This window comes from Persicobacter sp. CCB-QB2 (assembly GCF_001274635.1).
GTDB classification, from domain to species: Bacteria; Bacteroidota; Bacteroidia; order Cytophagales; family Cyclobacteriaceae; genus Persicobacter; species Persicobacter diffluens.
Genome location: NZ_LBGV01000001.1, coordinates 3,277,548 through 3,292,965, shown reverse-complemented (window position 1 = coordinate 3,292,965; position 15,418 = coordinate 3,277,548). Strand labels below are relative to the sequence as shown.

Annotated in this window: 15 protein-coding genes; 5 read left to right on the top strand and 10 right to left on the bottom strand. The window is 40.9% G+C overall.

The window, feature by feature from the left end:
• Positions 1 to 97: 97 nt before the first annotated feature.
• Positions 98 to 241 carry a hypothetical protein gene (locus tag NG22_RS17860; RefSeq protein WP_157601119.1) on the bottom strand — a complete coding sequence of 48 codons (144 nt, stop codon included), beginning with the start codon at positions 239 to 241 and terminating at the stop codon, positions 98 to 100.
• 171 nt (positions 242 to 412) lie between these two features.
• Here NG22_RS17860 and NG22_RS14520 point away from each other — a divergent pair, with 171 nt between their 5' ends.
• Complete coding sequence (locus NG22_RS14520; RefSeq protein WP_053406388.1) at positions 413 to 3,304, top strand: DEAD/DEAH box helicase; 2,892 nt, start codon at positions 413 to 415, stop codon at positions 3,302 to 3,304.
• 418 nt (positions 3,305 to 3,722) lie between these two features.
• On the opposite strand, the gene panB is transcribed toward NG22_RS14520, so the two are convergent.
• The 6 genes from panB to NG22_RS14490 form a co-directional block, all read right to left on the bottom strand.
• A complete protein-coding gene (gene panB / locus NG22_RS14515) occupies positions 3,723 to 4,544 on the bottom strand; it encodes a 3-methyl-2-oxobutanoate hydroxymethyltransferase (protein WP_053406387.1) in 822 nt (273 codons plus the stop codon).
• Positions 4,545 to 4,583: 39 nt separating this feature from the next.
• On the bottom strand, positions 4,584 to 5,705 hold the full coding sequence (locus NG22_RS14510) for a HAMP domain-containing sensor histidine kinase (RefSeq protein WP_053406386.1): 1,122 nt from the start codon (positions 5,703 to 5,705) through the stop codon (positions 4,584 to 4,586).
• Positions 5,706 to 5,779: 74 nt separating this feature from the next.
• Positions 5,780 to 6,298 (bottom strand): phosphoribosyltransferase family protein, encoded by a 519-nt coding sequence (locus tag NG22_RS14505; RefSeq protein WP_253275701.1) that lies wholly within the window; start codon positions 6,296 to 6,298, stop codon positions 5,780 to 5,782.
• Between the two features lie 182 nt (positions 6,299 to 6,480).
• A complete protein-coding gene (locus tag NG22_RS14500) occupies positions 6,481 to 6,954 on the bottom strand; it encodes an Lrp/AsnC family transcriptional regulator (RefSeq protein ID WP_053406385.1) in 474 nt (157 codons plus the stop codon).
• Positions 6,955 to 7,069: 115 nt separating this feature from the next.
• The gene (locus NG22_RS14495) at positions 7,070 to 7,861 is read right to left on the bottom strand and encodes a porin family protein (protein WP_053406384.1); all 792 of its coding nucleotides are present in this window, start codon (positions 7,859 to 7,861) and stop codon (positions 7,070 to 7,072) included.
• A 65-nt stretch (positions 7,862 to 7,926) separates the two neighbouring features.
• Positions 7,927 to 9,333, bottom strand: coding sequence for a hypothetical protein (locus tag NG22_RS14490; RefSeq protein ID WP_157601118.1), 1,407 nt, complete (start codon positions 9,331 to 9,333; stop codon positions 7,927 to 7,929).
• Positions 9,334 to 9,650: 317 nt separating this feature from the next.
• Here NG22_RS14490 and rbfA point away from each other — a divergent pair, with 317 nt between their 5' ends.
• Together rbfA and NG22_RS14480 are read left to right on the top strand one after the other, a co-directional pair.
• Positions 9,651 to 10,070 carry a 30S ribosome-binding factor RbfA gene (gene rbfA / locus NG22_RS14485; protein WP_053406382.1) on the top strand — a complete coding sequence of 140 codons (420 nt, stop codon included), beginning with the start codon at positions 9,651 to 9,653 and terminating at the stop codon, positions 10,068 to 10,070.
• A gap of 138 nt (positions 10,071 to 10,208) precedes the next feature.
• Positions 10,209 to 11,435, top strand: a complete 1,227-nt coding sequence (locus NG22_RS14480) for an FtsX-like permease family protein (protein ID WP_053406381.1) — start codon at positions 10,209 to 10,211, stop codon at positions 11,433 to 11,435.
• 4 nt (positions 11,436 to 11,439) lie between these two features.
• Here NG22_RS14480 and NG22_RS14475 read toward each other — a convergent pair whose 3' ends face one another.
• Both NG22_RS14475 and NG22_RS14470 read right to left on the bottom strand, forming a co-directional pair.
• Positions 11,440 to 11,895, bottom strand: a complete 456-nt coding sequence (locus tag NG22_RS14475) for a hypothetical protein (protein ID WP_053406380.1) — start codon at positions 11,893 to 11,895, stop codon at positions 11,440 to 11,442.
• Positions 11,896 to 11,951: 56 nt separating this feature from the next.
• Complete coding sequence (locus tag NG22_RS14470) at positions 11,952 to 12,434, bottom strand: hypothetical protein (protein WP_053406379.1); 483 nt, start codon at positions 12,432 to 12,434, stop codon at positions 11,952 to 11,954.
• Between the two features lie 266 nt (positions 12,435 to 12,700).
• Here NG22_RS14470 and NG22_RS18175 point away from each other — a divergent pair, with 266 nt between their 5' ends.
• Both NG22_RS18175 and NG22_RS14460 read left to right on the top strand, forming a co-directional pair.
• Positions 12,701 to 13,906 (top strand): N-acetylmuramoyl-L-alanine amidase, encoded by a 1,206-nt coding sequence (locus tag NG22_RS18175; protein WP_082305094.1) that lies wholly within the window; start codon positions 12,701 to 12,703, stop codon positions 13,904 to 13,906.
• Between the two features lie 2 nt (positions 13,907 to 13,908).
• The gene (locus tag NG22_RS14460) at positions 13,909 to 14,388 is read left to right on the top strand and encodes a methylated-DNA--[protein]-cysteine S-methyltransferase (protein ID WP_053406378.1); all 480 of its coding nucleotides are present in this window, start codon (positions 13,909 to 13,911) and stop codon (positions 14,386 to 14,388) included.
• Positions 14,389 to 15,032: 644 nt separating this feature from the next.
• Here NG22_RS14460 and NG22_RS14455 read toward each other — a convergent pair.
• Entirely contained in the window at positions 15,033 to 15,416 is a 384-nt protein-coding gene (locus NG22_RS14455; protein ID WP_053406377.1) for a nucleoside triphosphate pyrophosphohydrolase family protein, read from the bottom strand.
• Positions 15,417 to 15,418 lie beyond the last annotated feature (2 nt).

The following is a 15,418-nucleotide window of genomic DNA, read 5'->3' as shown; positions in this document are numbered from 1 at the left end:
AGTCGTGAAAAAAAAGGTTTCACGATCTTATAATCTTCCTATTGCCTCTAAATGTAGAAAAAGTAGTGGAGGCGCTTTCCTATTAGCTTAGCCCAGCTTATTTCTTCTCATTAATTTTCTTCGACCACCGGTGCACGCCATAGGCTGCTAATAAAGAGACCAGTGCGGCAAAAGTCAGGGGGACTTCATGCTCATGAAACCGAATTGAGGCATAAAACACGATGATTGCGACGAATGCCATTATCCAGGCCAGTATGTTGATCCATTTTTTCATGAGGAAGCTTCCTTTTTACAATTAATTTGAAGATGCAAATATCAGAATTACCGATGAATCGACCATCTCAGGAATGCGATTTTCATTTTTTTAAAAGAGATTTTGCCGTATTTTGCATGTTCACGAATTTTATTTTTAATGAAAGTAGCTACTGATCAGCCTTTCCGATTAATCTATTCTCTTTTTGAACATGAGTGCCTGGGCTACCTATTTGAGTCCTTTGTCATTCAGGAAGATGCTAAAGGAAAGCTGACTTTGTCCTATCAAAATATTTCTGCTCAGAATGCGCCGGAGTTTCAACAAGGGCTGGATGAGCGAGATTATGAGTTGCTGGAAATCATCGATGCCATGCAGCAGGACGCTATTATGCGTAAATTTTCGCGAAAGCATATTTCGCTGTCTGATTTTTTCGAGAAATACTATAAAGTAAATAAAGCAGGTATTAAGGATGAGGTAGATGCCTATCTGGAAATGCAACGCGCCAAGCTCCTTCCGCTTTTGGTAGGTAAACCAATCTTTGAAATGGGAAAGGATGGTTATCCGGCGGAAAGTGAATTGCAATGGGCAGGGGAAAAAGCTTCTCTATGGTTCCATTTCAAGAAAAGGGAAGATCACACGCGTTATTTCCCGACAGTGTACTGTGAAGGGGAAAATATACAATTCAAGCAGAATGGGTCTTATTTGCTTTGTAAAGAACCTGCCTGGTTAGTGGCGAATGGAAAAGTTTACCATTTTAAAATTCCGGTAGATGGAAAGAAGCTGATTCCTTTTTTGAGGAAATTCTTCATCATGATTCCGGACAAAATTCGGGCGAATTATTTCCAAAAGTTCGTGACTCCTTTAGTGGCTTCCTTTGATGTGAAAAGTGATTCTTTCGAAGTTTTCACGGAGGAGAAGCCAGTAATTCCTGTTTTGAGTTACCACGAAATATTGCCCGAAACAGATACCAATCAGGAGGCCATGCTGGCCTTGTCTTTGAACTTTCAGTATGGGGATTCGGCCTATCCGGCCAGGAATTTTCAACCTTATGGGGTGCGTTTAGAAGAAAACGCGATGGGCTTTGCTTTTCATAGAACCAAAAGAAATTTTAAAGCAGAAAAAGCATTTAAAGAAAGACTTGCCAGATTTCAGGGAGACAGTCAGTCTGAAGAATGGGTATTACCCTTAAAAGAAGGAATGAATTGGCTCAATGAGCATTATGAAGACCTGCAAAAAGAGGGCTTTAATTTCCAGCAGAGAGATGCAGAAGTGGGGCGTAAGTTCTTTGTGGGAGAGGCGAAATTCATTTTGGAGATTCGGGAGAATATCGACTGGTTTGATGTTCATGCTACCATTCAATTTGGGGAATATCGTATTTCCATCAAGTCATTGAAAAATGCCATGCGTAAGGATGGCATGCTGACGCTACCTAATGGTGAGCTGGCTTTAGTACCGGCCGAATGGTATTCCAAATATGCGGATTTGGTCGGCTTTCTGGAAGATCATCCTGAGGATGATTCGGAGGTGATTCTGAAAAAGCATCATTTGATGTTGGTGGAGGAACTACAGCAGGATACCCTGGCCAAAGTGACCATAGACCGCAAGCTGGAACAGTTACGAGACTTTGAGCAGATAGAAGATTATGCGATTCCGGAGGGCTTCTCCGGGGAGCTTCGTCCCTACCAAAAGGCCGGTTATAATTGGATGCGTTTTTTGGCGCAGTATAAATTTGGTGGTTGTTTGGCGGATGATATGGGACTGGGAAAAACAGTCCAGACTTTGGCCTTATTGCAGGCCTCTAAAGAGGAAAGCAGTCAGGGAACTTCCTTGTTGGTGATGCCAACCTCCCTGATTTACAATTGGGAAATTGAAGCGAAGAAATTTACCCCGGAGCTGAAAGTGTTGATTTATACCGGGACAAATCGGGATAAGGATGTCAGTAAGTTTTCCAATTATGATTTGGTGCTGACTTCCTATGGTATTATTCGCCTGGATGTAGACATTTTGAGCCAGTTCTATTTCAATTATGTGATTTTGGATGAGTCTCAGGCGATCAAAAATCCGGCTTCCAATATTACCCAGGCCGTTCAGAAGCTGAATTCCAAAAACAGGCTGATTCTTACAGGTACGCCTTTGGAAAATAGTACTATGGATTTATGGTCACAGATTACCTTTATTAACCCCGGGCTTTTGGGCGGGCAATCTTTTTTCAGAAATGAGTATTTGAACCCGATTGAAAAGAAAAAGGATGAAGAGAAAACGCAGAAACTTTATAGTCTGATAAAGCCCTTTATTTTGCGTCGTCATAAGTCGCAGGTGGCCAAGGAATTGCCGGAGAAGGTGGTCAATGTCAAATATTCCAGCATGGCACCCGAGCAGCAGAAGCGCTATGATCAGGTGAAGAGTTATTATCGCGATTTGATTTTGGGGCAGATTGAAGAGGAAGGCCTGAAGAAATCACATTTCACCTTATTGCAAGGTTTGTCTAAGCTACGCCAGATTGCTAACCATCCCGCTTTAGTGGAGACGGCGTACAAGGGCGAATCCGGAAAGATGAATGATATGATGACCACCCTGGAAAGTGGTATTTCTGAGGGGCATAAAATTTTGATCTTTAGCCAGTATGTTAAGCACCTAAGCCTGGTGCGTCAGCAGTTAGAAGAGCGTAATATTGTATATTCCTATTTGGATGGTACTACCAAGGACCGTAAACAGGCCGTGGACAACTTCCAGAATAATGATGAGGTGCAAGTATTCCTGATCTCATTAAAAGCCGGAGGGGTTGGTTTAAACCTGACTAAGGCGGATTATGTATTCATTCTTGATCCCTGGTGGAACCCAGCAGTGGAATTGCAGGCCGTGGACAGAGCTCACCGGATTGGTCAGAAGAAAAAGGTATTCACCTATAAGTTTATTGGTAAGGGCACTGTGGAGGAAAAGATATTGGCTTTGCAGCAGAATAAACAACAGCTGGCAGATGCTTTAATCACTACGGAGGAGAGTTTTGTCAAGGAACTTTCTCAACATGATATTGAATCTTTATTGAGTTAAGCCGATTTCTTCAAAGCAATTGAACCTGTTCAATGGATATTGGTCTTGTGAGCAGCTGGCTTCCCGCCTTTGGGCTATTTCAGCTGGATTATTCCTGCTAAAATCCTCGCATAGCTGCAAGACGGTAAAAATGGGGGAATTTTCCTATTTCAAGTTTTTTCCAATGAAGCAGAGGAATGAGTAGCAAGCAAGCCTGCCCCAATTTGGGCTATTAATAAATCAGTAGACATAAGCCTGTTGGGTTGAAAGCATACATCTGGAGACGAACTACTAAATCTAGCCGTGAATAATTTGGCTTAAAGAAAAATTCGTCCCTTATCATCCTTACCGTAATAGCCGATGATCTATCGGCTTACGCATAAAAAATCCCCGGCCTCTATTAAAGCCGGGGATTTTTTCATTTATCATAGATGGCTAATTAATAGCACTCATTTTCGTTCGGGAAGTCTACTGCTTTTACATCTTCAATATAACGACCTACCGCACGGGTGATCTCCTCATGAAGATTCGCATATTTTCTAAGGAAGCGAGGGCTGAATTCATTGTTGATGCCCAGCATATCGTGCATCACCAATACCTGACCGTCAACACCGGATCCGGCACCAATTCCAATCACCGGAATGGTTAACTTCTCCGCCACTTTTTTCGCTAATTCTGCAGGGATTTTTTCCAATACCAATGCAAAAGCGCCTAATTCTTCCAGCAACAAGGCATCAGCTATCAATTTCTCCGCTTCTTCTTCCTGCTTTGCACGTACGGTATAGGTTCCGTATTTATAAATACTTTGAGGCATAAGGCCTAAATGCCCCATTACAGGTACACCTGCACTTAAGATACGCTCAATGGAAGACCTGATCTCCGCTCCACCTTCTACTTTTACGGCATGTCCACCCGTTTCTTTCATAATTCGGATGGCAGAGTCCAAAGCTTTGTGAGAGTCTCCCTGATAGGAGCCGAAGGGAATGTCAACCACTACCAATGCTGTGTCAACGGCTTTTACTACTGAAGTAGCATGGTATATCATTTGATCCAATGTGATTGGAAGGGTCGTTTCATTACCCGCCATTACATTAGATGCTGAATCTCCAACAAGGATGATGTCGATACCGGCACCGTCGATAAGCTTGGCCATGGAATAATCATAAGCCGTAAGCATAGAGATTTTTTCCCCCTCCTGTTTCATTTTCATCAGGCGGTGGGTAGTAACCTTTTTCTTGATTTCTTTTTTATGAACAGACATTACCTTTAATTTTTCACCCGCCAGGCGGATGGGTGTGCACTATTTCACTTGAGGTGCTAAATTAGGTAATTCTACGGTGAAAACAGAGCCTTCGCCCTCTGTGGATTGAACACTTATACTGCCTTCCAATTTCTCCACTACATGTTTCACGATGTAGAGTCCTAATCCAGACCCGCTGCTTTTTTCGTTGGCGCGAACAAACATTTCGAAAATCTTCTCATGCTTGTCTTTAGGAATTCCTACGCCATTGTCTTGTACGGTTAAGGTTAACTTTTTGGAGTTACATCGTACCGAGACTGATACATAAGGGGAACTAACCCCGGACTCTCGGAACTTGATGGAATTAGAGATAAGATTGTTGAGGATAATTCTAACGCGGGCAACGTCAGAAAAGAAGGGTATTCTTTGACGAATATCCGTTTTGAATAATAGTCCGCGATCTTCAATCACGGTGTAAAAATGCTCAATAGCCTGATTCACCTCCACCAGCATGTTTACATTTTGAATAGAATCATGTAAATGGCGATTCCTGGAAAGGCTTAGCATTTCGGTGACGATACCATCTAAACGGTCTACTGACTCCTCAATCATCAACAGACATTTATCGATAGTCTTCTCGTCCCGATCTAATTTAAGAATCTGAACCAGTCCTAAAATGGAACGTAGTGGAGAACGGAGGTCATGAGAGGAGTGGTAAACAAAATTATCCAACTCCTGATTCACACGCTGCAGCTCTACCAGACTTTCCTGCTGACGGGAGATGTCCCTGAGCATGGCATCAAAGGTTTTGCCGTCTTCAGCAGGTAGTGCTGTGAAATTTATCCAGATCAACTGGCCGTCTGCCGGTCGGATAAGCTGTAGTTCCCTTTGGGTAATCGGGCCTCCGGCTCTGAGAATTAATTTAATCTCTTTGAGTTCGTCGGCACTGGCGAAAAGATCATAAAGACTGGTATTGACATCTACTTCACCAATCAGTTTCTTAATCACCTTGGTCAGGGAAATAATTTTCCCGCTTTCAATCTCGCAACTCACCTGTCCAAGCGCCGCCTCCTCCAGGAGTCTTTCTCTGTGCATTCGTCTAGACGCTACCGATTCCTCGGTATTCGAGGTCAAGTCTTTGATAGACTGACTTTTGGACAAATTTACATCAGAATAAGGCATGTGAACAGTGATGCGATTGATAATTATTAATTAAGAAATGTGAGTTTGATCCTGTTAATATACAAAAAAAAAATCTAAAATAAATAAACGCATTCTTTTCCCTCCGATAAATCTACCTCGATGTGTTCGGTGAGAATCGTCGCTAATTCATAGCCTGAAAAGTTCACCGCGACCGGATAAACCGTGTGGCTTCTATTAACGAGAACAGCGGTTTGTAACTTTTTCAAAGGAATGGAAAGCAGCGGTTTGAGCGCATAAAAGAATGTTTTTCCTGTATTCATAACATCATCAGCAATGATGACGGTTTTATTTTCTAATTGTTCAGGATTCGTATCCAATTGAATATCATTTGATAGTGGATCTTTTTTATCAACAATTATAGAAAATAAATGAATATTTATCGGGGTTATTTTTTCTAGTTCTTTCTTCAGAATCTGAGCAAAAAGATAACCACTTTCCGGTATGCCGGCCAAATAGATATCTGTCTCCTGATAGTTCTGCTCATAGATTTCATAGGCCATTCTTTTGATCTTTTGCAGAACCTGTTGTTGATCAAGAATTTTATTCTTTGGGCTGTTCATTTCTTTTGTCATTTCTTTTCTTCGAGGCCTTTGGTGAGCTCAATATATCTTGTTAGACCCACTTTAGCCCCAAAGGGTTTTTGGATTTCAAATATAATCAAACTAATGCTTATAAAAATAAAAATCAGAAATCTACCACTGGATTAATCCAGTATAAATTTCTGATTTTTAAAGCTGTTTAAATGTATTCGCTATCAAGGGATAGGCATCACCTTACTATCTTTCAAGCTTGAAAGTACTACCATAGATTGCATATTATCTACTTCAGGAATGGCGGAAATATGATCCAGCATCAGGGTTTGATAAGAAGCAATATCTTGCGTGATTACCTTCAGAAGAAATTCTCCTGAACCGGTAATCAAGTGACATTCCACTACTTCATCAATCTTATTGATGTGTTCCATGAAAGCTCCATAAGTTTCTTTATTATGCCCTTTAAGGTTAATAATAAGGAAGGTGGATACCCCAAGCCCAATTTTTTCAGTATCTAATTTGGCATGATAGCTCTTAATAATCCCAGATTGCTCCAATTTCTTGACACGTTCCAGAGTAGGTGCAGGAGAAAGACCAATCTCTTTGGAAAGCTGAGCGTTCGTGATTTTGGCACTTTTTTGTAAGATTTCTAAAATCTTACGGTCAATTTTATCAAATTTTTGTTGATAGGCCATAACCAATGCTTAAATAATAATAACTGCAGTTAAAAATATAGTTTACTAGGTAAATCTAGCAAATAATATTTTGTGATTATATAAAAAACTAATTTTTTCTTTGGGCTTGCGTATTTTAGAACAAGTCAATGGTGATTCCCAACTCGTAAGGGTTTCCGGGGTTGATTGGAGTACCAAGTTCGCCACTGATACGAAGTTTATCTTGTTCGAAAATATCGCTTAGGCCGTAATAGAAAGAGATGTTGATCCAAGAGTAACCGATAGAAGAGGACAAACCATATCTCCACTGGTTAAGGAAGAAATCTTCTTTGGTTTTGTATGTTCTTCCTCCGGTAAGGGTTTGTTTGGAGTTACCACCACCAATGCGGTAACCTACACGTCCACCTACTGCTGCTCTGAAGCCACGGTTGGTATCCGCCCCTTTTGAGGTGTAGCGAAACTCCAAAGGAATATCAATATAGGTAATGGCCAGTTTAGATCTTTTAATTTCTCCCATATTGGTAAAAGGGAAATCTCGTGCATCACCAGAGATGGTGACAATTGGAGCTCCGGCAGTGGTCACATTAGAGGCGATACCTACTTTATCCTGGAAAGCCCAGTTATTAATTCCGATACCAAAACCTCCGTTAAAAGAGATTTTTTCCGTTAACGTAACCGGATAGAGATAGGAAACATTAAAATATTTCGATTGCCACCAGTTCAGACGAAAGTCATTGTCGCCACCAATGGTATTATTAAATCCAAAAGAAACCATAAAGGAACCAGGTAGGCTTGGCCTGGCGATTTTCTGAGGATTAGAATAAGATTCTAGCTTTTCTTGGTTATTGTTATCTGTACTTGTTTCTTGAGCCACTGCTTGATACCCACAGAAAAGGGCAGCAATGATGAGCATCCAGGTATTCTTCATGATATTAGATTAATTACATCAAGGCAAAGATAGTCTTTTAATTTTTCGGACATCTTTAAAAAGTGTTAATTTTTCAACTGATAAGTATTTCCATTCCGGACATATTGTGCTTTAAGCTTTGGAACCCTATTTTCCAGTTCAGGCATTACTTCTTTCTGATCAATAATGACTTCGGGCAATTGTTTTCCAAAGCTGGCCAAAATGCGGTATTGGGCAATTTTTTTGTCGTTTTTCAGGTCCGCAGCAAGGCTTTGCCAGCCGATATAAGCCAGATCTGCCCGTGCTTCCCAATAGGGACTGAGGTCTTCTCCCAAAACCAAAATATTTTTATCCTTTATCGCAGGCAGATTCGTTTCCTTCAATAAATATGCTTGCTTTTCTAATCTTTGATTAGGTGCCCAGTAACCGGTATCCAATAAAATTCCCGGCACTATCATCCCTAAAATCAGCATACCAAAGAATACTTCTGATAGCCACTTTCTTCGAAATCGGAAAAAATAAAAAGGAATGAAAAATGCCAGCCAGGGAATCAGGATGATAAAATCATGGGGATTTTTGGGCCGAAGTAGGATGGTGATCAAAGTACCTACCACCAATTGGGAAATCATCGTGATGGTAATGAGCGTCTGGCGATTATTCATGTGCCAGGTAGATAATGCTTTTATCTGTCCAAACACCGAGAAAAGCATCAGCGCACCGATCAGGGGTAAGTATTGAGACCAAACCACCAGGCTGTTGAACATAGGGGTGATGCTTTTGATATTTTCCGTTATAAAGAAGTGGATGAAATTCGTACCGGCATCTTTCCAGAAATAATAAAGCCCGGCGAGAAAAATGGGTAGGGAGAATCCGTAAAGGATAACGGCATAGCGCCTCACGATGGTATTCGAAAAGAAAATCATCATGATAAATATCCCCAGGAAGAAGAAAAAGAATATCGGGTGAAAGAGGGTGGCAAGGCCCAGCATGAGTCCCATCCGAATGACGATTTCATCGTTCCGTTCCCTGGAGGTGATATGCTCAATGCAGTAATATAAGGCCATCATAAGACAGGAAAGCCCTAAAAGTTCCGGGGAGAGAATCTGCATTTCGAAAAACAAACTCATCCCCAGGGTATACAATAAGCTGGGGACAAAATTACTTTCCTCATAAACTTTGAAGCGGTTACAGATATTGTTGAAAATGGAGGCCTGGAGCAGTACCAATACCAAAGCCAGGATTCTGGGAAGTATTGGGGATCTGCCCGAAATCATGCTCAGAAACCAATACATGCCTGCGGAAAGTGGCCCGCTGTGGTCAAAAACATCTAAATACATGGATTTTCCCATGGCCAACTGTTCGCCGACCAACATCCATTTTAGTTCGTATTGCGTCAGGCTGTTCTCTACTAAAAAGGGGAGTCTGACAGCAATCAGGATGACTGTAATAATTAAAAGTCGAAAAGGGTCGTTGATTCTAAAAAAGCGTAGCAATGAATTCTACTTTTTAAGTTAATTTTGTAATTCAGTTATGGAGTAGAAATACCACTTTTCAAGCTAAATTTTAAAAACTCCTTTTGAATCCCGATTATTTTGGTCGCAGCTTTGCAGTACAATACCGTTTAGTCGTTATCAAGGAGGTGATTTAGAAGGTGAGCTTGAAAAAAGAGATTTCTGATTCAGCTCCATGGGTACCTCAATTTCAGGTAACTGTCGTTTACAAAAGTAGTATTCTTTTTGACCTTTTATAATGAGTCAGGCGCTTTTGGATGAAAATTGAGGTGGTGTTAGTAATAAATAGATAAAAATATATGGAAAGTAAAAGACAGCAAAAATTCTCGAAAATGATTCAGCGGGAATTGAGTGACGTTTTTCAAAAGGAAATGCGTCACCATTTTGGAAATAGCTTTATCACCGTGACTGATGTGGAAATCAGCCCGGATTTAAGTTTTTCCAAAGTCTACCTGAGCTTTATGCTGGTAGAAAATAAGGCCGAATTGTTGGCAGAAATTACGGATCTGAAAAGTGAAATTCGTAAACACCTAGGGATGCGTATTGGGAAGATTGTACGTATTGTACCGGAGATTAATTTCTATTTGGATGAAACGCTGGATCAGGCCGAAAGAATTAATAACTTGTTGAAGGATATTGAGATTCCGGAAGAGAATGATGATCGCTATAAATTAGGCGATTATGATTTCGATAAACTGGAAGACGAAGATGAAGATTAATCATCTGCTGATAGAAACCACGAAAGCGAATGTTCGTGGTTTTTATTTTCACGCATATAGATAATTATTCCATCATTTTTTAGGAAAATATCTTTAAGACCTATTGCTTTAGCCCATCGCCCTTGATTATATAACTACATGAACACCCCATTTTTTATTGCCAAAAGGTATTTCTGGTCAAAGAAGAAAAGTTCTTTTATTAGCATCATTTCCATCATTTCTATGTTTGAAGTGGCGATTGTTACGATGGCCTTGGTGATCGTGCTTTCTGTCTACAATGGGATGTCAGAAATGATCAAAAACTTGTACAATACTTTCGATCCGGAATTAAAAGTAGTACCGACCAAAGGCAAATCATTTGAACTGGATAAGACCACGCTAGAGGACATTCAGGCCTTACCCGGGGTGTCAGTCGTGACGGAAGTGATTGAGGATAATGCCTTTGTGCGTTATCGGGATGCGCAGGTGGTCATTACCATGAAAGGAGTGAGTGACAACTATGTGGACCAGCACCGACTAGATTCCATGGTGGTGGAAGGAGATTTTAAATTACGCGATGGGCGCAAGATGTTTGCGGTTATTGGTCGCGGTGTGCAATATGTGCTTTCATTATCTTTAAAGAATGATTTTTACCCTTTACAATTTTTCTATCCTAAGCGAGGAAAGGTTAACTCCATTGACCCGACAAAGCTCACTAATCGGAAAATAATCGCGCCCTCGGGTGTCTTTGCTATAGAGCGAAAGTTTGATTACAACTATGTCTTTGTCCCGATTGATTTTGCGGCGGACCTTTTGGAGTATGGCAACAGACGCACCGCTCTGGAGATTCAAATTGTCCCTACCCGGGCAATACCAGAGGTGAAAGCAGCCCTTCAAAAAATGTTAGGAGATGACTTCGAAATCCAGACACAGGATGAGCAGCATGCTGAAATGATCCGTGTACTAAAACTCGAGAAGTTCTTCGTCTTTTTAACCTTCGCCTTCATAATCGGGGTGGCATCGGTCACGATTTTCTTTACGCTTTCCATGCTGGCCATTGAAAAGAAAAAGGACATTGCCGTATTGTATACCCTGGGAGCTGAGCGAAATACGATTCAAAAGATTTTCCTTTATGAAGGGATTTTGATTTCCTTCACCGGGGCGATTATCGGCCTTACTCTCGGATATGGAATTTTATATCTACAGGATACTTTTGGCTTTGTCAAGATGGGAATGCAAACGGCTATATTTGATGATTATCCGGTTAAAATAGAGTGGATAGACTTCTTGATTGTTTCCCTGACCTTGATCATCGTGACCAGCCTGGCTTCCTTCCGCCCAGCAAGTATGGCGACCAAATATGATGATAATGCATTATTGCAATAAGCGATTAGCGAAGGGATTTCGATAAGGAATTAAAGTAGCTTTTGTAAATGGGTTTTCGGTAGAGGAACTGGATTAACAGGCCAGGATACAAAAGCAGGTCCAGTAGTGAATTGCCGGAGCTAAATTGGATATCATCCACTATTTCAGTTTGCACGCCTTTTTTAAGCAGGAGATGATGATGATGCCATTTTTTGAGAAAAAAGGGGAGCTGGCGACCTTCATCAATAAAGGAATACTTGTCTGGTTCTTTTTGGACCGTGGTAATTTCACTGATCCATTTCTGTTTGAATAAGAGAAAGTCAATTTCCAGTTCCACCCTGGCTCCCGGATAATTTCCTTCATAAACTAATACTGCAGCCTTGGGGAAAGGTGGATTTAATTGCTCAAAAAGGTCCTGAGCAAAGTGCTCCTGCACCAATTCTAAAGGCGCATTAATCCGGGTATTGATTTTTAATCGCATAAAAAAGCCACATCAGTAATTGAAGTGGCTTACGATGCTTTGAAGCGAAGGGTTCGTTAGAAGGAGAAACCTATACCAATCTCCCCATAATTGGCGATGGGGTCATACTTGGCGATAGCCGCAATAAAGGTGATATGCGCACTTACCCCCAGATCCAAACCGAATTCCGTATCACTGGTAAAGTTTGCCATTGGATCTTTCAAATTAGGTTGGGAGTAACCATTCAAACCAACAATAGGAGCAACAGAGATTAATGGTAACTTCAAGGCCTTATAAGCTAAACCGATATTCCAGTTATGTGCTTTTTTATCCATACCATTTGCTTCCGCTGTTCCCGTGCTGTAACCCGCATTAATTCCCCATTTGGAGCTAGGGATAAATACGTTGACTTCAGCCCCGTATGTGTTAAAAGATTTGTCGCTACCCTGGTTATTGAATTGGTCAAAACCATATACAAAGAAACCCTGAACGATCTGAGCTTTTGCAGGAACAATAGCCATGCCTGCAAGGAATAAGAATGCAAATAGAAATTTTTTCATGTTGATATTATAAATTAAAGTTGAAGCGGACTTAATAAGGAAGTCGATAGGGTAGGCTTAGCATTAGGAAACCATTTACTGGTTTTAAGTGTTAAGCAAATATCCTAAATCGTTACTTTTTATCAAGTAATAATTACCAATAAATGGATGAAATGTACAAGCTATTTGAGCAACCTTTTAAAGCTAAGGGGGAAAACCTTCTATTTTTTCACTGTAATCTTTAACTTTCAAATTGAAATTCATTTTACGCATTCAATTATCCAAGCATGTCATTACCTAAAAGCTTTTTAGTGGCTTTTGTACTCAGTTTATGTTTTATTTTTTCTTTTGGTCTTTCTGCTGTTCATGGCCAAAATGGTGAGAATTATGAATATGTTAGCGCGGAAGTGCTAAGAGGAGAGGGAGTATTTGCCCTTTTGAGAAGGTTTCATTTGATCGATTTTTCTCAGAACCTGGATTATTTTTATGGGCTTAACCAACTTGGGCCAAAGAAGCATTTGCAGGTTGGAAAGCATTATGCACTACCCTTGTATAAGGTAAAATATAATGGGAAGAGCATTCGCTCCACCCTCGGGATTACCAGTTGGGCAATAGCACAGGATATTGCGGATTATAATGATGACATGTTCAAAGCGAAATTAAAGGCGGGTGATTTCCGTAAAGATCTTGAACTTTGGGTGCCTTATCATATGATGCAAGATCCGCAATTGGAAATAGCCAAGGCTAAAGTAGAGGAGAAAGAAACCATTTTTCCCATATTTGGCCCGGATTATGAGAAAGTAGAAATAAAGGACGAGCGTCTGGATGGTTGTGTTTATTACGTGATTGCCGGACATGGCGGACCTGATCCCGGAGCTATTGGCAGATATGGAAAGTATAAATTGTATGAGCATGAGTATGCTTACGATGTGGCGCTTCGCTTAGCTCGTAATCTGATTTCACGTGGAGCAAAGGCTTATGTGATTATTCGGGATGAGCATGATGGAATTCGGGATGAGACCATTTTGAAGCGAACAGAGCACGAAACGTGTTGGGAAGGTCAAAAGATTCCACTGAATCAAAAGGCGCGCTTAAAGCAACGTGCCGATGTGGTTAATTCACTCTATAAATACAATAAAGCAAAGGGGTATAAGTATCAACGAGCCGTGATGGTGCATATTGATAGTCGTAAAAAAAGCCAGAACATTGATATGTTTCTGTACTATCAAAAGAACAGCAAGGACTCTAAAGCCTTTACCACCTCTCTTTACAAAACCATTGAGCAAAAGTATAAAAGTAAGCGAGCGGGTAGGGGCTATGATGGAACCGTCGGAACGCGAGACTTGTACATGTTGAAAAACCTGGATGTTCCGGCCACCTTTTTGGAGTTGGGGAATATTTCCAATCCAAAAGATCAGCGGAGAATTGTGGTTCCCGATAACCGACAAGCGATTGCCAACTGGCTTACTTCCGGTATGCTGAAAAAGGAGTAATCATGCAGAAAAAAAGCTTTGGATATTATCCCTCCCCACTGGGGGTGATCAAAATTACGGTGGCTGATAATGCGGTAATAGGGCTTACCTTTGTAGCGGAAAAGAAGAAGAATAATCCGCATCCACTGATTCATAAAACCGTGCAGCAGTTGGTGGATTATTTCAAAGGGAAACGGAAAAGCTTTGACTTAGCTCTCCGGCCGGAGGGAACAGACTTTCAAAAGCTGGTATGGCAGGCCCTGGAAAATGTGCCTTTTGGTAAGCAAATTAGCTATAAAGCTCTGGCCATTCAGTTAGGCGATGAAAAGCTCGTACGTGCTGTAGCGAATGCAAATGCCAAAAATCCCATTGCCATTTTGATTCCCTGTCACCGGGTGGTTGGAAGCTCCGGTGCACTGACCGGCTATGCCTGGGGACTGGACCGAAAGGAATTTCTTTTAAAGCTGGAAAGAGGCCTGCAGCAAATGCGAATGGACTTTTGATTTTTTGTTACCTCCTTCAAATGGCTGTAATATTTAGTGGCATTTAGAGTGTGTTTAAAAGCTAAAATTCGTAGCGAAAATTTGATAATAGCAGAAGTGATACCTGATTTTTTTGAGAGAATAGCAGGGCCGTGGTTGAGAAATTCCCAAAATTGCTTTCAATAATTCGAATTTGTAATCGGATGCTGTGCTTTTAATGTTCTTAGCATATTAACCCAAATCATTTACCGCTAGACTTAGCTCGCTGCCATAAAGGATTTATTTTAATGCGTTAAGGTTGATTTAGCTGATTTTCTGATCGCCCCATTTGGCTAGGCTGTCTTTCTCCTCATTCCTCTGCTTCCTTGGAAGAACTCGAAATTGGAAAAATTCCGTCATTTTCCCGCTTGGCAGTTAAACGAGGATTTGAGCATTAATAATCTGGCTTAAGCATGCATAATTCGGGATAGTTTTTCCATGCTATTGAAAAAATGCAGCCCATCCGAAGTGAAAATTGACAGAGGTGAAAGGTATCATCAAGACAGTCGATGACAGCTTTTGATGGTGCCCGAAAAAAAGAGCCTGAGGAAAACCATAATGTAATGGTCCCAGGCTCTGAAATGATGTCGGTTTATTTTTTAAGCTTAATAGCGATAGATTGGCGATTAGTCCTCCAGGATTTCTTTTAGTGCCGGAGGACTGAATAGTTCACTTTTAATCACTTTTCCATCAGCTCTTCTTACCGGCTTTCCGTTTTCATCCAGCTTACTCATGTTGGAGCGGTGGACTTCATCGAATAGTGCCTCAAACTTATCCTGCATCCCGTATTCTAAAATGGTTCCACATAGCAGGTATTGAATATCCACCAAAGCATCGGCTACTTCGACCAAATCATTATTGGCAACCGCCTCTTTGAGTTCATCCAGCTCTTCCTGTAGTAAACGGTTTCTTAATTGTTGAGTGGCTTCATCCGGGAATTGTGGCCCCTCTTTTATCCCTACTTCAAAGGTTTCGTGAAAGGTCTTAACTTGATTAATTTGTTTCTTCATGG